Below are 18,297 nucleotides of genomic sequence, written 5' to 3'. Positions count from 1 at the left end.
AAAAAATCACGTTTGCGGCTTGCTCAGCTTGTTTTTATACGACAGGCGCAGCTTTGTCAGCCGCGTTTTCATGGCCTCCCCCGCGTAGTCGGGGAAAGTCCAGGGAAAATCCACCCAGTGCTTGCGCTGCCACATCAGGGTCAGGTCGGCCCAGATGCCGTCCTTGAGATAGATGCGGTGCGAAAAATTCTTGCCCGTGGCCAGGACCAGGGATTGCTGGGTGATGAAGCCGGGGTCCAGGTTGAAACGCCTGCGCCCGTCCGGCGCGAACCGTTGCTCCAGCGCGTTGGTCCACAGTTTGATATCGGCCAGTTCGTCCAGGGGGCGCAGCGCGTCAAAGGCGATCAGCCGCCGGGTGATGGGCGAGCCCAGTTCCTCGTCGTAGTAGTCGGTCTCATCGAAGGCGAACTCCTCCGAGGACTCGAACGGGCCGAAGCGGGCGGTCAGCTCCGTGCTCGCCTCGGGCCAGAACGCGTCCCATTGGGCGCTCAGCACGGAAATGACCAGCAACCCCGGATCGGGCGTCTTGGGCGTGCTCACGATGCGCCCCCCAGAGGTTCGACGATGACCACGCCCTTTTCCACGCGCACGGGATGCGCCCGGACCAGTGAACGAGGCGCGCAGCCGGGCGCATCCTCGAAACGGCAGGCCGCGTAGTATTGGCTGACCCCGCGCCCGCGCTCGTCCTGGACCAGAACGTCCAAGTGCGGCAGATCGAGCAACCGCTTGAGAAAGGCCGTCTTCTTGCGGCCCACGAGCTTGCGCAGCCGGGCCGCCCGCTCCTTGCGCACCGGCACGTCCACCGCGCCGGGCAGGTCGGCCGCCTTGGTGCCGGGCCGTTCGGAATAGGGAAATACGTGCCCGTAGGTCAGGGGCAGTGCCCGGCACAGCTCCATGGTGTGTTCGAACTGCGCCTCGGTCTCGCCCGGAAATCCGGTGATCAGGTCCGCGCCCAGCCCCATGACCGGCCAGAACGTTTTGAGCCGTTCCATGAAGCCCACGGCGGATTGCGGCGAGTAGTGGCCGCGGCCCATGGCCTTGAGTACGTCCGCATCACCGCTTTGCAGGGAAAGATGGAGCTGCGGGCAGACCAGCCGGGACGCGCCGAGCACGCTCAGCGCCTTGTCGGTCAGCTGGCCCGGCTCCACGGACGAGATGCGCAGCCGTGCCCGCCCAGCCCAGTCCAGGGCGAAGGTCTTTTCCAGGCGTGCCACCAGGTCCCAGAAGTCCGGCTTGCCGATCAGGTCGCGCCCGAAGTGGCGCAGGTTGATGCCGCTGAGGATGAATTCGCGAAACCCCGCGCCGAGCAGCCTGCCGATCTCGGCCTCCACCTCGGCCATGTCGCGGCTCACGGACCGACCGCGAGTCAGGGGCACGATGCAGTAGGTGCAGAAATGGGAGCAGCCGTCCTGGACCTTGACCACGGCCCGGGCCCGGCCGTAGCCGGTGATGGAAAAGGGCGCGAACCTCGGCTTTTCGCCGCCGACCGGCGCGATCTCATCGGGGCCGTCCAGCAGCCGCGCCTTGTCCGCCTGGGCGACCACCCGGATCACGCCGGGTAGCGTCGCCAGCTCGTCGGGCATGACCTGGGCCGCGCATCCGGTGACGATGATCCCGGCCTCGGGGTTGTCGCGGTGGAAGCGACGCACGGCCTGGCGCAGGTCGGCCACGGCGTTGGCGGTCACGGCGCAGGAATTGACCAGGATAAGGTCGGCCGCGCGCGGGTCGTCCACCTCGACCGCGTCCCGCCCGGCCCAGGCCTCGGCGATGGACCGGGTCTCATACTGGTTGATCTTGCAGCCCAGGGTGGCGGTGTGGAAGGTTGTCATGCTATGATACGCCTGTCCGGTTTAAAAAAAAGTTCATGCACTCTAGCCGAGGTGGCCCCCATGAAGCAAACGAATGCCATTTCCCGTCGCTCAGGCACCGCGTCCCGATTCCCGGCCGCCTTTGTCGTCCCCCTGCTGGCCCTGCTGCTGGCGGGCTGCGTGGGCTCGTCCCTCGGCGTGGGGGTGGGCGTCGGCACCGGCGGGGGCGGAGTGGGCGTCGGCGTGGGCGCGGGCTCGACCTCGGTGGGCGCGGGCGTGGGCGGGTTCGGCGTGTCCCTGAACTCCTACGGCGACTTCCTGAACAACGGCCCGAACGAGGCCTATCTCAACAACAAGGCAGGAATCAAGCAGTTGAACGACGGAAATTTCGAGGCGGCCCGCAAAATCTTCACCGACACCCTCGAAAAATACCCTGACCTGCCGGACTCCACCTACTATCTCGGCCTGACGCTCATCTACCTGGGCCGGCGCGAGGCGGGCTTCGGCCTGCTCAAGACCTACCGTGAGCCCCTCTACTACCGGGCCACCAGCGCGGTGCAGCGCTCGGCCGCCTACCTGGAGAAAAAGCCCGAGCTGACCGCCGAAAAGATCCACAAGGTCATGAACAAGGAGCGCCGCGACGGATTCGACCGCGACCTGCAGGAGCGGCTGGAACGCAACCGCGACTGGTAGCTACAGCGCCTCCTCGATGACCCCGCCGCCGAGCACGGTCCCGGCCTCGTCGTAGACCGCCGCCACCTGGCCGGGCGTGGGCCGCGTGTGCGGCTCCAGAAAATCGAAATACAGCTTGCCGCCGGACAGCCACGCCTTGGCGGGCTTGGCCTTCTGGCGGTAGCGGGTCTGGACCAGCACGGTGCCGGGCCAATCCCTGGCCGGGCACATGAGATTGACCTGTCCGGCCACGCATCCGTTGGCGGCGAGAAATTCCTTGGGTCCCACGATCAACGTGTTGGTCCCGACATCCTTGTCCAGGACGTAGAGCGGTTCGGACCACGGGATGCCCAGGCCGCGCCGCTGGCCCTGGGTGTGCCGCCACAGCCCCTGGTGCTCGCCGATGATACGGCCGTCCGGCAGGGCAGCCGCGCCCGGACCGGGCATGTCGCAGCGCGCGGTCAGAAAATGTTGATAATCGTCGTCCGGCACGAAGCAGATCTCCTGGCTCTCGGACGGCAACGGCGGGGTCAGGCCGTGGGCTTCGAGGACGGCGGGCACGTCGCGCTTGAAGGTCCGGGCTAGGGGGAACTCGGCCAGGCGCAGCTTCTCCACCGGGACCATGGACAGGAAATAGCTCTGATCCTTGGAGGCGTCCTCACCGCGCACCAGCATCCGCCCCTGCTCGCGCTCGGCCATGCTGACGTAGTGGCCGGTAGCCAGCCGGTCCGCCCCGAGGTTGCGGGCCGCGTCGAAAAGCACCCCGAACTTCATGCGCGGGTTGCACATGGCGCACGGATTGGGCGTCAGCCCACCCTTGTATTCGGCCACGAACGGCTTGACCACGCGGTCGTCGAAGGCCTCGTGCAGGTCCAGGGCGTAAAACGGCACGCCCAGCGTCTCGCAGGCCGCGCCCAGCCCGTCCGCCACCCGCTCCCAGGCCGGGGACGGCGGCAGAAAATGGCCGTGCACGGCCATAAGCTCCTCGCCCCGCTCCTTGAGCAGCGCGAGCGCGAGCAGACTGTCCATGCCGCCCGAAACGGCCACGGCGACGGTCATAGGCATTTTCCCCTGTGCGTCATGTGCGGCATCCTACGAGACCGGGAGAAAAATGGGAAGATATTATAATCTCATTGTATGTTGGAGGGATAAAGCCGCCACCCTTTGCCGAGCAGCCTTGACCCGCCACTTATGATCACATACTTAGCCGATTATGGAATACCAATACCACGGCATCAGCTTCCTGGCCTTGACCGCGCTCTTCTTCCTGGCAGGGTTCCTCGGCCTGTACCGGGCCTGACTCGGCATCCTGGCCGCGACGGTCATCGGGGCCCTGTCCAACTATTTGCTGGACGGCACCCTCCTCGGCCTGATCGCCGGGACGGCGGGCGGCCTGGCGACCGGCGTGGGCGGCGCGGTCATCATCCCCCTGTTCTGGGCCGGGCGCAAAGGCAGGCCGGCCTCGAACATCCGGTTCGTGAACCACGGGGCCATGGGTCGGACCAACCTGAATTACAACTGGATGAAGGACGACAACATCGAGGAGCCCGGCTGCAGGCGGTGAGCCGAACCTCACGAATCAGCCATAAAAAAAGCCGGTTGCCGACGATGTCGGCAACCGGCTTTCGCGTTGCGATAGAGCCCTAGAGTTCGGGCATGGACAGGGGCGGCAGGGCGCGCTCCAGCCGTTCGGCCACGGAGAGCATGTCGGCCTCGCTGAAGGCCGGGCCCATGAGCTGGAGGCCCACCGGCATGACCGACTCCTTGCCCAGTCCGACGGGCAGGGACATGGCCGGGATGCCCGCCAGGTTGGCGGAGATGGTGAAGATGTCCATGAGGTACATCTGCAGCGGGTCGGCTTTGTCGCCCTTGACGAAGGCCGTGGTCGGGCAGACCGGACCGGCGATGAAGTCGCACTGCTCAAAGGCCTTGTCGAAGTCCTGGCGCAGCAGGCGGCGGACCTTGGCGGCCTTGTTGTAGTAGGCGTCGTAGTAGCCGCTGGAGAGCACGTAAGTACCCATGATGATGCGCCGCTGCACCTCGTCGCCGAACCCTTCGGTGCGGCTGGCGGTGTACATGTCGATCAGCTCCTCGGCCTTCTTGTTGCGGTAGCCGAAGCGCACGCCGTCGAACCTCGACAGGTTGGACGAGGCCTCGGCCATGGCGATGATGTAATAGGTGGCGATGGCGTACTCGGTCAGGGCCAGCTTGACCGGCACGGTCTGCGCGCCAAGCTTCTCCATCTCGGCCACGGCGCCCGCGCAGGCCTCCTTGACCTCCTCGTCCAGTCCCTCGCCCCAGTACTCCTCGGGCAGGCCGATGGTGACGCCTTTGAGGTCCTCGCGGCCGAGTCCGGCCAGGTAGTCAGGGACCTCGATGTCTACGGAGGTGGAGTCCTTGGGGTCGTGCCCGGCCATGACCTGGAGCAGCCGGGCCGCGTCCTCCACGGACCGGGTCATGGGCCCGATCTGGTCGAGCGACGAGCCGTAGGCGATCAGCCCGAAACGGGAGATGCGCCCGTAGGTGGGCTTGAGCCCCACGATGCCGCAGAACGAGGACGGGGTGCGGATGGACCCGCCGGTGTCGGTGCCGAGCGCGCCGAAGCACTGCCCCGCCGCCACCGTGGCCCCGGAGCCGCCCGAGGACCCGCCGGGCACGCGTTCCACGTCCCACGGATTGGCGGTCATGAAAAACGCGGAGTTCTCGGTGGACGAGCCCATGGCGAATTCGTCCATGTTGGCCTTGCCCACGAACACGGCCCCGGCCTCCTTCAACCTGGCCACGGCCGTGGCGTCGTAAAAGGGCACGAAATTCTCTAGGATCTTCGAGCCGCAGGTGGTCTTCACGCCCTTGGTGGTCAGCAGGTCCTTGAGCACCATGGGCACGCCCCACAGCGGCTTGGACGGGTCCGGACCGGCCGCGTCCATGGCCTCGGCCTGCTTCATGGCTTCTTCGCCCATGACCGTGATGAGCGCCCTGACCTGGGGCTCGGTGGCCTCGATGCGGTCCAGGCAGTGCTTGACCACCTCGACAACCTTGACGTCCCCGGATTGCAGCAGGGCCGCGATTTCGGAGAGGGTCTTCGTATGCAGTTCAGACATTAATCAATCCTGAATTATATCAAAATATTAAACAATGCGCGGAACAATGAAGAACTGGCCGTCCTGCTCCGGGGCGTTGGCCAGGATTTCCTCGCGCCTGTAGTCCTTGCGCACTTCGTCCCTGCGCAGCACCGTGGTGTGCTTGACCGGGCTGTACAGGGGCTCCACCTCGTCCGTGTCGAGCTCGCCGAGCTTGTCCATGTAGGCGAGGATGTCGCCGAGCTGTCCGGCGAACAGTTCGAGCTTGTCCTCGGGCAGGTCGAGCCGGGAGAGGCTGGCGACCTTGGCCACTTCTTCGGGACTGATCTTCATGGGTTTCTCCTTTATGCGCCGCGCCGGATGCGGGCGGCTACTGGCGGGAGGACGAGGGCTTGCCCTCTTCCTCCAACCGCTTCTCGTAATTTTCCATGCGCCGCTCGCGCCGGGCCTTGGCCCTGGCGATGCGCTCGGCGAACTTTTCCGGGTCCATGATCCGCTTGCCGTTGGAGGCCGGAGTGAACAGGTACAGGTCCTGGCTGGCCGTGCCGTTCTCGTCCCAGGTCATGGGGGCCATGCTGAAATCCATGTCCTCGGCCTTGTGGATGCGCTTGTTGACCATATCGCTGTCAAAGGACGCGGGCAGGGTGCCGAGGTTCCCGGCAAAGCGCAGGAAGTCGTAGCCCAGGGCCACCCAGAAGTCGGCCTGGCCCAGCCCCTCTTCGGTCAGGGCCGTCTGGAGCGCCCTGCCGCCGTCCGAGCCGTCCCACCACGCGCCGGGGCAGACCGCCAGCCGGTAGTAGTGCTCGTCCACGTCCTTGGCGTCGTCCAGGGCCCGGCTCCACAGGCCGGGGCCGAGGAAGACCAGCTGGTCGCCCTCGTAGAAGAAGAAGTTGGGCAGCAGGGTCTGGGCCTGACGCCAGCCGTCCGGGATGAACACGGCCCCAAAGTCCGGCATGGGCAGGGGCACGTCCTTGTTGTCGCTGAAATCGGTCGGCACGTTCAACAGTTTGCCCACCCGGCGGGTCCACTGCTTGAGCTCGTGCGGCGGATAGGACTGCATGCCCTTGATCCGGCCGCCCAGCGACGCGGCCTCGCTGTAGAAGGTCTGGGCCATGGTCCGGCCGAACTTCTCCTCGGGGTAGAAGACGGCCAGGTCGGTGATGCCGAGCTTGTCCACGGTCAGGTGGACCAGGCTGCGCACCTCGTCGTTGCGGCTGGAGAAGAACCGCCAGGCGTCCTTGCCCTCGGTCAGGTCGCCCAGGGACGACAGGAAGGCGAACACGGCGCGCTTCTCAAGCACGCCCGCGGCCGGGGAATCGGCCTCGTAGAACCGCTTGAAGGCGTTGATGCGCAACGGGCCGCCGACCACAGTGAAGTGGCTGGGCAGCTGGGCCAGTCGGGATTCCCAGCCCGGGGCCTCGGTGTTGATGACCGCGAGCTCCACGTCCACGCCGTCCTGGGCCAGCCGCCACTGGGCCAGCCCCGCGCCGCGCAGGATCTTCACGCCCACCTTGGCGTACGGCCCGGTCACGGGCAGGGCCAGGGCCAGGCCAATGCGCGGCACGCCGTAGCGCGCCTCAAGCTCGGCCAGCTTGTTCTTGAGCGGAATGGGATCGGCCAGCTGGCCGGACGAGGCCAGGTCGCGCATGGTGCGCCAGCTGGCGGACCACGCCGTGGAGTCCGAGGCCGTGCGCACACCGCGCTCGAACGCCACCAGGGCATAGGGGAAGCGCCACTGGTTGACCGGAGTGACCGCCTTGGCCAGGTCGTCCACCTCGGTGTCGTCCATATCGGCCAGCCGCTGCCGAAGCTCCCGCTCGAACAGGGACCTGGCGGACATGTCCGGGGCCAGGGCGTAGAATTTGTCCAGCACGTCCAGGGCGCGCTCGTAGTCCTCCTGGCCGATGTAGTGGTCGGCGTACCACAGGGCCACCTCCTGCTTGGTCGGCCACGGCACGTTGGCCGCGCCCAGGACCCACTGCAGGTGGTTGGTCAGCCGCTCGGCCTTGCCCAGCCCGGCCATGGCGTCCAGGTAGAGCCGCTCCCAGTCCGCCCGCTCCAGGGCCCGGGTGTCCAGGTTGGCCCACTGCTCCAGGGCGATGCGCGCCTGGTGGTAGTGGCCGTTCTGCGAGGCGGATTCGGCCAGCCGGAGGTAGATGGTGGGCAGTTCGCTCCTGACCAGGTCCGGCCGTTCCAGGGCGGCGGCGTAATAGAGCTCGACCGCCTCCCAGTGTTTGGCCTTCCAGGCGGCGTCGGCCTCGACCAGAAGATTGGGCGTGGACAGCAGGTCCGCGCTCTTGACGGGCATGGTCCGGGGGGCGCAGCCCCATACGAGGAGGCAGGCAAGGACCAGTGCGGCCGGTATCTTGACGGTATATGCGGAGTTTTTCATGGGGATGGCTTGGTGCATTGTCGGTTCGGCAGCGGCAATCGCCCGCAACCAGATAAAAAAACCCGGCCCGCAATGCTGCGGACCGGGTAATGCTATACTTCTCTTGGCCTGTGAAGGCAAGCCGAACTACTTGACTTCCGTGTAGTCGGCGTCCACCACGTCGTCGTCATCCTTGGCGGAGGAACCCGCTTCGGGTCCGGCCGTGCCCGCCGCCGCGCCGGGATTGGCGCTCTCGGCGTTCTGCTGGGCGTAGAGCTGTTCGGCCAGCTTGTGCGAGGCCTGGGCCAGTTCGTCGGCCTTGGCCTTGATCTGGTCGGCGTCGTCGGCCTCCAGGGCCTTCTTGACTTCCTCGATCTTTCCTTCGATGTCCGCCTTCAGGGCCGGGTCGACCTTGTCGCCCAGGTCGCGCAGGGACTTCTCGGAGGTGTAGACCAGGGTATCGGCCTGGTTGCGGGCCTCGATCAGGGCCTGCTTCTTCTTGTCCTCGTCGGCATGGGCCTCGGCGTCCTTGACCATCTGATCGATCTCGTCGTCGGACAGGCCGGAGCTGGCCGTGATCTGGATAGACTGTTCGCGGCCGGTGCCCAGGTCCTTGGCGTTGACGTGCACGATGCCGTTGGCGTCGATGTCGAACGAGACCTCGATCTGCGGCACGCCGCGCGGCGCCGGCGGAATGCCGGTCAGCTCGAAGTTGCCGAGCAGCTTGTTGTCCGCGCACATGGGACGCTCGCCCTGGAAGACCCGGATGGACACGGACGGCTGGTTGTCGGCCGCAGTGGTGAAGACCTGGGACTTCTTGGTCGGGATGGTCGTGTTGCGCTCGATCAGGTGCGTCATCACGCCGCCCATGGTCTCGATGCCCAGGGACAGCGGGGTCACGTCGAGGAGCAGGACGTCCTTGACGTCACCGGCCAGGATGCCGCCCTGGATGGCCGCGCCCATGGCCACGACCTCGTCCGGGTTCACGGAGCGGTTGGGCTCCTTGCCGAAGAAGGACTTCACCTTCTCCTGGACCAGGGGCATGCGGGTCATGCCGCCGACAAGGATGACCTCGTCGATGTCCGCTGCGGACAGACCGGCGTCCTTCAGGGCCTTGCGGCACGGCTCCACGGTGCGGTCGACCAGGTCCTCGACGAGCTTCTCGAGCTTGCCGCGGCTGATCTTGACCATCATGTGCTTGGGGCCGTTCTGGTCGGCGGTGATGAACGGCAGGTTGACCTCGGTCTCCATGGAGGAGGACAGGTCGTGCTTGGCCTTTTCGGCGGCCTCTTTCAGGCGCTGCAGGGCCATGCGGTCCTTGGACAGGTCGATGCCGTTCTCCTTCTTGAACTCGTTCACCAGGTATTCGATGATCCGGTGGTCGAAGTCCTCGCCGCCCAGGAAGGTGTCGCCGTTGGTGGCGCGCACTTCAACGACGTTGTCGCCCACTTCCAGGATGGAGATATCGAACGTGCCGCCGCCGAGGTCGAAGACCGCGATCTTCTCGTTGGCCTTCTTGTCGAAGCCGTAGGCCAGGGAGGCTGCGGTGGGCTCGTTGATGATGCGCTTGACCTCGAGACCGGCGATCTTGCCCGCGTCCTTGGTGGCCTGGCGCTGAGAATCGTTGAAGTATGCCGGGACGGTGATGACGGCCTCGGTGACGGGCTCGCCCAGATAGGTCTCGGCGTCCTTCTTCAGCTTCTGCAGGATCATGGCGGAGACTTCGGGCGGAGAGTACTTCTTGCCGTCGATCTCGACCCAGGCGTCATTGCCGTTGCCGGCCACGATCCGGTACGGACAGTGCTCCTGCCATTTCTTGACCTCGGGAGCGTCGGCCGCCCGGCCCATGAGGCGCTTGATGGCGAAGACGGTCTTCTCCGGGTTGGTGACGGACTGGCGCTTGGCGATGTCGCCCACCAACCGCTCCTTGTCGGTGAAGGCCACCACGGACGGGGTGGTCCGGCCGCCTTCGGGGTTGGTGACGCATTTCGGGTCTTTACCCTCCATGACGTAGACGCAGGAGTTGGTGGTTCCAAGGTCGATCCCTATGATCTTACCCATATTTATGTCCTCCTAAGATATGAAAGTCGTATTCGACGTAAAATTTTCGCTACTTTGTTCAATAATCACGCGTTGGCCCTTGTAAAGGCCGCAGCGTCAAAAAACCTACAGCTTATTGACCATGACCTTGGCCGGGCGCAGCAGCCGCCCCTTGAGCCGGTAGCCGTTCTGGACCACCTGGGCGACCTGGTTGCTTTTCAGCGAAGGTTCCTCCACGGTGCCCACGGCCTCGTGAATCTCGGGGTCGAACTCCACGCCGACTCCGGCCTGGACGGCTTCCAGTCCGTGGTTCTTGACCGCGTCCAGGAATATCTTCCGGGTCATGTCCACGCCGATGACGAAGTTCTTGCATTCGGCGGACAGGTTGTCGGTGTGGGCCAGGGCCAGGTCCAGGTTGTCGAGGATGGGCAGCAGGTCGGCCAGGATGGACTCGCCCGCGTACTTCTTCAACTCCTCGGTCTCCCGGAGCAGCCTCTTCTTGACGTTCTCGGAGTCGGCCAGGGCGCGCAGCCGGATGGCCTCGGCCTCCTTGAACACGTCGCACCCGGGACAGATGGACTCCTTGCACAGGGCGTCCAGTTCCTCTTTGCTCAGAGACACTTCCACCGCTTCCTCCACGGCTTCGGCCTCGCTTTCGCCCCGGTTTTCCGCGACCTGTTCATCCAGTATCCGCCCCTCGTCGTCGTACAGACCGTTGATGGGCACTTCATTGTTGTTTTTCGCCATGAAATCAATTCCTTGGGAAACTAATTTTGTAATGAAAAGGCCTGCGGGAAGCGAGACCTGTGGGGAAAATAAGCATGTGGATAAGGTTGTCAATAACCAGAATGACAAGAAAAAAGGGCGGCGGGCCCTCGCGGCGGGGCGAAACTCAAATCCTGAACCCGCCGTTCTCGTAGATCAGCTTCGGGCTGCCGTCGGCAAGTTTGGCCGTGACCCGCTTGGGCTGGGTGTTGACCAGGTCCCAGTGCATGTCCGACGAATTGAAGCCGAGCCCGTACTCCAGCTCAGGGGTGAGCATCTCGGGCGGGCCGGTAAAACTCTCGAGCACCGAGCCGCCCAGGGCCAGGTGGCAGTTGCCGTGCTCGCCGCCGAAGTTCTCGTCGAGCAAGGTATGGGCCATGAACCGGTCCACGCGGGAGAACCGCTTGTCGGTCAGGGAGAACTCCCCCACCCTGCGCGCGCCCGCATCCGAATAGAGCTGCTGCTGGACGAACACCTGGCCGATCTCAACCTCGGCCCGGGAGGCGATGCCGTCCGAAAAAACCAGGGCCATGCCGGACACCAGGTGGCCGTAACGCAGGGTCGGCTGGTCGGCATAGTAGGTCCCGTCCACCTTGCGCGCGTCCGGGGCCACGTAGACCTCGTAGCCCGGGATGTTCGCCCCGTTCACGCCCACGAACCGGCGGTTGTCGCCGATGCCCACGGTCAGGTCGATGTCCTCGGACTCCACTCTCAAGGAGCGAATCCCCAGCCCGTCAAGCCATGCGCAGACCTCGCCGACCTCCCGTTTCAGCCGTCGCCACTCGGCCACCGGGTCGGGCATGTTCAGCCAGCAGGCGCGCTTCAGGGCAAAGGCGTATTCGTCGAGCGTCATGCCCGCGCCCTTGGCCAGAGCCTCGGTGGGGAACAGGCAGGTGGTCCAGCCCATGGTTCCGGACTGTCTGCGCCGCTGGAGGATGCGCCGGTTGGGCGCGTCGGCGCGCCGGGCCTCGGCTATGGTGCGCGGGTCCACGGTCTGGAGGTAGGTCAGGTCCTCCGGGGCGATGATGTTGACCACCCCGGCGGCCTGAGAATAGAGCTCGGCCAGGCCGGGCTGCTGGAACAGGAGCTGGCCGAAGCTGGAGTTGAGGTAGCGCTCCATCTCCATGTAGGGCGTGGGCTGGGCCATGGCCACGGGCATGAGGTGCATGTCCATGAGCCGCGAATAGAGGGCCTCGGCCAGGGCCAGGCCGGGGATGTCGTAGCGGATGAGGACCATCTCGCTGTTGCGCAGGGGCCGTTCCCTGGATTCGTTCAGCGCCCAGGTCAGGACCTCGGCGTAGTTTTCCATGTCGGTCTGGTCGTACAGCGGCACGCGGGCTCCTCGGGTTCGCGCCCGTCAGCGGGCGGTGAGCAAGGGTAGCCAATCAGCAGCCGTCCGGGCAACCGTTTTCCCGAACCGCCCGAGGAATCGCCCCTCCTCCTGCGGACGGACACCACAGGACCACGCGCCGCTTTACTTCGCAGCCAGGCGGTCGTACACCATCCCCATGCCCGTACTGCCCATTCCCGACTACCGGCCGCCCTTCCCGTTCGCCTCGGGCCACATGGCCACCCTGTACCCGCCGCTCTTTCGGCTCACACCCCTGACCGCGCCCGAGCCCGAGCGCGTGGAGCTGGCCGACTCGGACTTCCTGGACCTGGACAGGCACCGCTCGCGCACCGGCGAGTCCAACCGGCTGGTCATCGTCAGCCACGGCCTGGAAGGGAATTCGCGCAAGAAATACGTGCTCGGCATGGCGGCCATGGCCACCAAGAACGGCTGGGACGCGGCCTGCTGGTCCCAGCGCGGATGCAGCGAGGAACCCAACCGGCTGCCCCGCTGCTACCACTCGGGCGAGACCGGCGACCTGCACGAGATCATCCTGCATTGTCTGTCCACGGGCCGCTACGAGCAGGTGGTCCTGATCGGCTTCTCCATGGGCGGTAACCAGATTCTCAAGTACCTGGGCGAGGACCCGGACCGGGTGCCCGAGCAGGTGGTCGGGGCCGTGGCCTTTTCCACTCCGTGCGACCTGGGCGCGGCCGAGCGGGTCATCTCCTCGCACCACGTCTATTTCGAATATTTCATGCGCGGCCTACGCCGCAAGATGCGCGAAAAGGGAGAGCGCTTCCCGGAAGTGGTGGACGCCGCCAAGCTCAAGGGCGTCCGTTCACTGCGCGACTTCGACGACCGCTTCACCGCGCCCATGGGCGGCTTCGCGGACGCGGCCGAGTACTACGCCAGGGCGTCCTCGCTCCAATTCCTGCGCGCCGTGCGCGTGCCCGCCCTGCTGGTCAACGCCCAGAACGACCCGTTCCTGACCCCGACCTGCTTCCCGGTGAAAGAGGCTATGTCCAACCCGCATCTGTTCCTGGAGACGCCGGTTCATGGCGGCCACGTGGGCTTCGTGGCCAAGGGAAAGAAAAACGTCTACTGGTCCGAGTGCCGGGCCGAGGCCTTTCTGAACGACATCCAGGCCTGATTCGCCCGTTTGCCCATGAAAAAAGGCCCGCGCGTCCGATACGCGCGGGCCTTTTCCTGTTTCAAGGGACGGCGGCTAGTTGAACCGGCACCGCTTCTTGACGGCCAGCAGGGCCGCCAGCGGGATCAGGGTGCCGAACACGCCGAGCACGCCCAGAACGTAGGGCTTGTGGGGCCAGTCCCAGGAGATGAGCTGCATGGACAGGGCCGCGACAAAGAATATCTCGAAGGTCAGGATGCCCGAGGCCGCGCCCACGTCCGTATCCACCTGGTCCAGAATCATGGAGTTGGAGATGGGCCGGGAAAAGCCCACGCTCAACGACATGCAAAACATGGGAATGGCCAGGGTCAGGGGCGTGTGCCCGCCGAGGATGAACATCAGGATGGTGGACGCGAACAGGCAGGCGAAGGTGGTGTAGAGCATGTTCAGCGGCTTGTACGTACCGACCATCCGGGTGCAGATGAACGAGCCGAGCATGAAGCCGATGGCGTTGGCCCCGAAATAGATGCCGAAGGCCTGTTCGGACAGCCCCAGCTCGTTGATGTACAAGTCCGCCGAGCCGCCGATGAAGGCGAAATGGGGCAGGGACATGAGCGCGAACCCGGTGGCCAGGACCGTGAACGGCAGATTCCCGAGCACCAGCCGGTACCGCCCGGCCACGGCCAGAAAACCGCCGCGCGTGAACTCGGTCAGGGGCTCCTTGAGACGCAGCACCCCGTACAGGCCGATCAGGGCCATGGCCGCCTGCACGGCGAATATCCAGCGCCAGGAGGCGAACTTGAGCATCAACCCGCCGATGGACGGCGCCAGCATGGGGGCCAGGGCCATGATCACCCCCATGTGCGCCAGAATCTTCTGCCGCTGCGCTCCCCCGTACAGGTCCTTGGACAGGGCCAGGGCCAGCGACGCCCCGGCGGCCGCGCCCGCGGCCTGCAGGCAACGGCAGGCGATGAGGAAACCGATGGACGGGGATACGGCGCAACCGAATGAGGCCAGGATGAACAGGATCAACCCGCCTATCAGCACCGGCCTTCGCCCGAAGCGGTCGGACAGCGGCCCATGGATGAGCAGAAAGACGCTGAACACGGCCATGAACAGGACCATGGACAGGTTGGCCGTGGCATAGCTGATGCCCCACAATGTCTGCAAAGTGGGGATGGCGGGAAGATACATGTCCGTGGACAGCGGCGGGAACGACGCCAGCAGGGCCAACAGGATCAGATTGGGCATGAGGACCTCGACAATTGTTGAGGGCGCAACCATCGAGAAAGACGGACCCGATGTCAAGGCAGTTCTTGAGTTGCGTCGAGGCCGGGCCCCCGGACCGAGGCGGCAGCGGGCACGGATTGACGGAGGAAGGGACCGGAAGCGTGGCCGTCCCCTTCCCGGGATCACCGGCCTTTCGGCCTGCGTCAGCTTAGCGGACGGATTTCCCAGAAATCGCTGAGCTTCTTGACGTCCCCCGAGCGAGCCCACTCTAGGAACTCGTAGACGACCGCCTTGATCTGGTCGCGGATGGCCCGGACCTGGTCCAGCTTTTCCTCATGGGTGCCCTGCGCCCGTGCCGGGTCCGGGAAGGGAAGGTGCAGGCGGTGCGTCATGCCGGGGTAGATCGGGCACTGTTTCTCCACCGACTCCTCGCAGACCGTAATGACATAGCTGAAGATGCGCCCCTCCCTGTACAGGTCGAAGGCCGATTGCGCCTTCTTGCCCGAGAGGTCGATGCCCTCTTCCTTCATGACCTCGACCACCAGCGGATTGATCTCCGTGGGCTCGAACCCGGCGCTCTCGGCCGCAAACTCGCCGCCCCCCAACGCGTTGAGATACGCCTCCGCCATCTGGCTCCGCGCGCTGTTGTGCACGCAGACGAACAACACCTTATCCATGATCGCACTCCTTTTCGATGGGATCGGAGGATCGCGTCCGGCATGGCATGCCCCGCACCGGGCCGCTCCCCTCCCAGGCGAGGACCATAGCCCATCGCGCCACGCGTTTGGTTTCAGACAGGTGACGAATACGCCGCCCGGGCGAAAACCGGCAAGGAACGTAAAAAAAGGCCGGCGCCCTGTTCCGGGCACCGGCCTTGGATGTCGTCTGTGGTCCGCCTAGTCGAAAACCAGCTCCCCTTCGCGCTCGTCCACGGTCACGGCCTGGCCGTCGGCCAGGTCGCCGCCGATGAGGCGCTTGGCCAGCGGGGTCTCCAGGTTGTGCTTCAGGTAGCGGTGCAGGGGCCGCGCGCCGAAGGACGGGTCGTAGGCCGACTGGGCGATGAACGCCTTGGCCCGGTCCGTCAGGGTCAGGCCGATGTTGCGGTCCTCGAGCCTCGCGCGCAGACCGGCCACCAGCAGGTCGATGATGCCGATGAGCTGGTCCTGGGTCAGCGGCCGGAAGAGCACGGTCTCGTCCACACGGTTCAGGAACTCGGGCCGGAAGTGGTGCCTGAGCACCTCGCGGACCTGGTCCTCCACGCCCTCCTTGAACTCGCCGGACGCGTCGATGCCGTCGAGCATGTACTCGGCCCCGAGGTTGGAGGTCATGATCACGATGGTGTTCTTGAAGTCCACCGTGCGGCCGTGGGAATCGGTCAGCCGCCCGTCGTCCAGGATCTGCAGGAGCACGTTGAACACGTCGTGGTGCGCCTTCTCGATCTCGTCGAACAGGATGACCGAGTACGGCTTGCGCCGCACGGCCTCGGTCAGCTGGCCGCCCTCGTCATAGCCCACGTAGCCCGGAGGCGCGCCGATGAGCCGGGCCACGGTGTGCTTCTCCATGTACTCGGACATGTCGATGCGGATCATGTTGTCCTCGGTGTCGAACAGGGCCGAGGCCAGGGTCTTGCACAGTTCGGTCTTGCCCACGCCCGTGGGGCCGAGGAAGATGAACGAACCGATGGGCCGCGACGGGTCCTTGAGCCCGGCCCGGGCGCGCAGCACCGCGTCGGCCACGGCCTGGACCGCCTGGTCCTGCCCGATGACCCGCTCGTGCAGGACGTCGCCCAGCCGCAGCAGCTTCTCGCGTTCGCCCTCCAGGAGCCGGGAGACCGGGATTCCGGTCCACTTGGCGATGACCTGGGCGATGTCGTCCGGGCCGACCTCCTCCCTGACCATACGCGGGCCCTCGCCGGTCTCCAACGCCTCGTTGCGCTGGGCCAGCTCCTTCTCCAACTGGGGCAGCCTGCCGTATTCCAGCTCGGCGGCCCGGTTGTAGTCGGGGATGCGCTTGGCCTCGTCGATCTCGCGGCGGGTCTCCTCGATCTCGCCCTTGAGGGCGCGCAGCCGCTCGATGCCGGACTTCTCGTTCTCCCACTGGGCCATCATGGCCGCCTGGGATTCCTTGAGCTCGGCCAGCTTCTTCTCCAGCTCGACCAGCCGCTCGCGCGACGCCTTGTCGGTCTCGCGCTTGAGCGCCTCGCGCTCGATCTCGAGCTGCATGATCTGGCGGTTGGCCGTGTCCAGCTCAAAGGGCTGGGAGTCGATCTCGGTACGGATCAGGGCGGCGGCCTCGTCGATGAGGTCGATGGCCTTGTCCGGCAACTGCCGGTCGGTGATGTACCGGCTGGACAGCACGGCCGCCTCGACGATGGCCCCGTCCGCGATGCGCACGCCGTGGTGCACCTCGAACCGCTCGCGCAGGCCGCGCAGGATGGAGATGGTGTCCTCCACGGACGGCTCCTCCACCAGCACGGTCTGGAAGCGGCGTTCCAGTGCCGGGTCCTTTTCGATATATTTGCGGTACTCGTCCAGGGTGGTCGCGCCGATGCAGTGCAGCTCGCCGCGCGCCAGCATGGGCTTCAAAATGTTGCTCGCGTCCATGGCCCCGTCGGTCTTGCCCGCGCCCACAATAGTGTGCAGTTCGTCGATGAACATGACGATCTGCCCGGCGGACTCGGCCACTTCCTTGAGCACGGCCTTGAGCCGCTCCTCGAACTCGCCCCGGTACTTGGCCCCGGCGATGAGCGCGGACATGTCCAGGGAGAACACGGTCTTGTCCTTGAGGCCCTCGGGCACGTCGCCCTTGACGATGCGCTGGGCCAAGCCTTCGGCAATGGCGGTCTTGCCCACGCCGGCCTCGCCGATGAGCACCGGGTTGTTCTTGGTGCGGCGCGACAGGATGCGGATCACGCGGCGGATTTCGGAATCACGTCCGATGACCGGATCGAGCTTGCCCGAGCGGGCCTCCTCCACCAGGTCGCGGCCGTACTTCTTGAGCGATTCGTAGGTCGCCTCCGGGTTGTCCGAGGTCACGCGCTGCTTGCCGCGCACCTCTTCCAGGGCGGTCAGGACCTTGTTTTTGTCAAGGCCGAACTGCTTGTTGACCCGGCCCACGCCGCTGCTGCCGGACTCGTCCATGAGGGCCACGAAGACGTGCTCCACCGAGACGTACTCGTCCTTCATGCGCTTGCGCATGTCATCGGCGGCCACCAACGCCTTCTGCATGCGCTGGGTGACTACGATCTGGTCCGGGCGCACGCCCGAGCCGGACACGGACGGGATCTTGGCGATCTCGGCGTCGATGGCCCCGAGGTATGCGTCCGGGGCCACGCCCAGCTTGCGCAGGATCTGACCCGCCAGGCCGTTCTCCTGGGCCACCAGGGCGTGCATGAGATGTTCGCAGTCTATCTGCTGATGGCCGCTCCGGATGGACAGGTTCTGGGCCTCGGAAACGGCTTCCTGGGTTTTACGGGTGAAAGTGTTTATATCCATTATAGTTATACCTCCTCATGAAATAAGTCGGTCAAACAAGTCTCCTGAGCTCCTCGACCTCGGTCTCGAGCTCCTCGATCCGCTCCATCAGGTCCACGATGATGGACCCGCCGTAGACCGAGACTTCCAGGTCATGGACCAAGCGCATGAGCTTGTGGATGCGGTAGACGTCCTTGAGACGGAACAGGTACTCCGCTGCCCCGGTCCGCTTCGGACTGATCCAGCCGAGGTCGACCAGCTCGCTCATCTCGGCGGGCTCGATGGAGGTCAGCTGGACAAGCTGGGCCCAGGCCACGTATTCGCTGCGCTCGGGCAGGTTCAGGCCCGGCATCCGCATGATCATTTCCTGCAATTTCTTCGTGGTCATCGTCGCAC

At 65.4% G+C, this 18,297-nt stretch carries 16 protein-coding genes; 3 read left to right on the top strand and 13 right to left on the bottom strand.

Annotated elements, in window-relative coordinates; genetic code table 11:
- Positions 1-6 precede the first annotated feature (6 nt).
- Together ACR42D_RS05950 and ACR42D_RS05945 are read right to left on the bottom strand one after the other, a co-directional pair.
- Complete coding sequence (locus tag ACR42D_RS05950; RefSeq protein WP_484565941.1) at positions 7-540, bottom strand: DUF4416 family protein; 534 nt, start codon at positions 538-540, stop codon at positions 7-9.
- Positions 537-1,829, bottom strand: coding sequence for a MiaB/RimO family radical SAM methylthiotransferase (locus ACR42D_RS05945; RefSeq protein ID WP_484565940.1), 1,293 nt, complete (start codon positions 1,827-1,829; stop codon positions 537-539). Before ACR42D_RS05945 ends, ACR42D_RS05950 begins: the two co-directional genes overlap by 4 nt.
- Before the next feature lie 60 nt (positions 1,830-1,889).
- Here ACR42D_RS05945 and ACR42D_RS05940 point away from each other — a divergent pair, with 60 nt between their 5' ends.
- Complete coding sequence (locus tag ACR42D_RS05940; RefSeq protein ID WP_484565939.1) at positions 1,890-2,501, top strand: tetratricopeptide repeat protein; 612 nt, start codon at positions 1,890-1,892, stop codon at positions 2,499-2,501.
- On the opposite strand, the gene mnmA is transcribed toward ACR42D_RS05940, so the two are convergent.
- Positions 2,502-3,539: a tRNA 2-thiouridine(34) synthase MnmA gene (gene mnmA / locus ACR42D_RS05935; RefSeq protein WP_484565938.1), complete on the bottom strand. Its 1,038-nt coding sequence runs from the start codon at positions 3,537-3,539 to the stop codon at positions 2,502-2,504.
- Between the two features lie 286 nt (positions 3,540-3,825).
- On the opposite strand from mnmA, the gene ACR42D_RS05930 reads away from it, so the two are divergent.
- Positions 3,826-4,044 carry a hypothetical protein gene (locus tag ACR42D_RS05930; RefSeq protein ID WP_484565937.1) on the top strand — a complete coding sequence of 73 codons (219 nt, stop codon included), beginning with the start codon at positions 3,826-3,828 and terminating at the stop codon, positions 4,042-4,044.
- A 79-nt stretch (positions 4,045-4,123) separates the two neighbouring features.
- Here ACR42D_RS05930 and gatA read toward each other — a convergent pair whose 3' ends face one another.
- From gatA to ACR42D_RS05900, 6 genes are all read right to left on the bottom strand, one after another.
- Positions 4,124-5,581, bottom strand: coding sequence for an Asp-tRNA(Asn)/Glu-tRNA(Gln) amidotransferase subunit GatA (gene gatA / locus ACR42D_RS05925; protein ID WP_484565936.1), 1,458 nt, complete (start codon positions 5,579-5,581; stop codon positions 4,124-4,126).
- Between the two features lie 27 nt (positions 5,582-5,608).
- Positions 5,609-5,893: an Asp-tRNA(Asn)/Glu-tRNA(Gln) amidotransferase subunit GatC gene (gatC, locus tag ACR42D_RS05920; protein WP_428593677.1), complete on the bottom strand. Its 285-nt coding sequence runs from the start codon at positions 5,891-5,893 to the stop codon at positions 5,609-5,611.
- A gap of 37 nt (positions 5,894-5,930) precedes the next feature.
- A complete protein-coding gene (locus ACR42D_RS05915; RefSeq protein ID WP_484565935.1) occupies positions 5,931-7,970 on the bottom strand; it encodes a hypothetical protein in 2,040 nt (679 codons plus the stop codon).
- A gap of 108 nt (positions 7,971-8,078) precedes the next feature.
- Positions 8,079-9,992, bottom strand: coding sequence for a molecular chaperone DnaK (dnaK, locus tag ACR42D_RS05910; RefSeq protein ID WP_484565934.1), 1,914 nt, complete (start codon positions 9,990-9,992; stop codon positions 8,079-8,081).
- Positions 9,993-10,097: 105 nt separating this feature from the next.
- Positions 10,098-10,718: a nucleotide exchange factor GrpE gene (locus tag ACR42D_RS05905; protein ID WP_484565933.1), complete on the bottom strand. Its 621-nt coding sequence runs from the start codon at positions 10,716-10,718 to the stop codon at positions 10,098-10,100.
- A gap of 145 nt (positions 10,719-10,863) precedes the next feature.
- Positions 10,864-12,069 carry an aminopeptidase gene (locus tag ACR42D_RS05900; protein WP_484565932.1) on the bottom strand — a complete coding sequence of 402 codons (1,206 nt, stop codon included), beginning with the start codon at positions 12,067-12,069 and terminating at the stop codon, positions 10,864-10,866.
- Positions 12,070-12,244: 175 nt separating this feature from the next.
- Between ACR42D_RS05900 and ACR42D_RS05895 the strand changes: the two genes are divergently transcribed.
- Complete coding sequence (locus tag ACR42D_RS05895; RefSeq protein ID WP_484565931.1) at positions 12,245-13,219, top strand: YheT family hydrolase; 975 nt, start codon at positions 12,245-12,247, stop codon at positions 13,217-13,219.
- A 75-nt stretch (positions 13,220-13,294) separates the two neighbouring features.
- Here the strand turns inward: ACR42D_RS05895 and ACR42D_RS05890 are convergent, their stop codons facing one another.
- The 4 genes from ACR42D_RS05890 to ACR42D_RS05875 form a co-directional block, all read right to left on the bottom strand.
- A complete protein-coding gene (locus tag ACR42D_RS05890) occupies positions 13,295-14,449 on the bottom strand; it encodes a multidrug effflux MFS transporter (RefSeq protein WP_484565930.1) in 1,155 nt (384 codons plus the stop codon).
- 182 nt (positions 14,450-14,631) lie between these two features.
- Positions 14,632-15,105, bottom strand: coding sequence for an arsenate reductase ArsC (locus ACR42D_RS05885; RefSeq protein ID WP_484565929.1), 474 nt, complete (start codon positions 15,103-15,105; stop codon positions 14,632-14,634).
- A 219-nt stretch (positions 15,106-15,324) separates the two neighbouring features.
- Positions 15,325-17,922 carry an ATP-dependent chaperone ClpB gene (gene clpB, locus ACR42D_RS05880; RefSeq protein WP_484565928.1) on the bottom strand — a complete coding sequence of 866 codons (2,598 nt, stop codon included), beginning with the start codon at positions 17,920-17,922 and terminating at the stop codon, positions 15,325-15,327.
- 31 nt (positions 17,923-17,953) lie between these two features.
- A complete protein-coding gene (locus tag ACR42D_RS05875) occupies positions 17,954-18,289 on the bottom strand; it encodes a chaperone modulator CbpM (RefSeq protein WP_484565927.1) in 336 nt (111 codons plus the stop codon).
- Positions 18,290-18,297 lie beyond the last annotated feature (8 nt).

It is taken from the genome of Pseudodesulfovibrio sp. lm2024, assembly GCF_051175575.1.
Lineage (GTDB): Bacteria > Desulfobacterota > Desulfovibrionia > Desulfovibrionales > Desulfovibrionaceae > Pseudodesulfovibrio > Pseudodesulfovibrio caledoniensis.
Note: the sequence above shows the minus strand (reverse complement) of the source record. Positions and strands in the feature narration are given on the sequence as shown.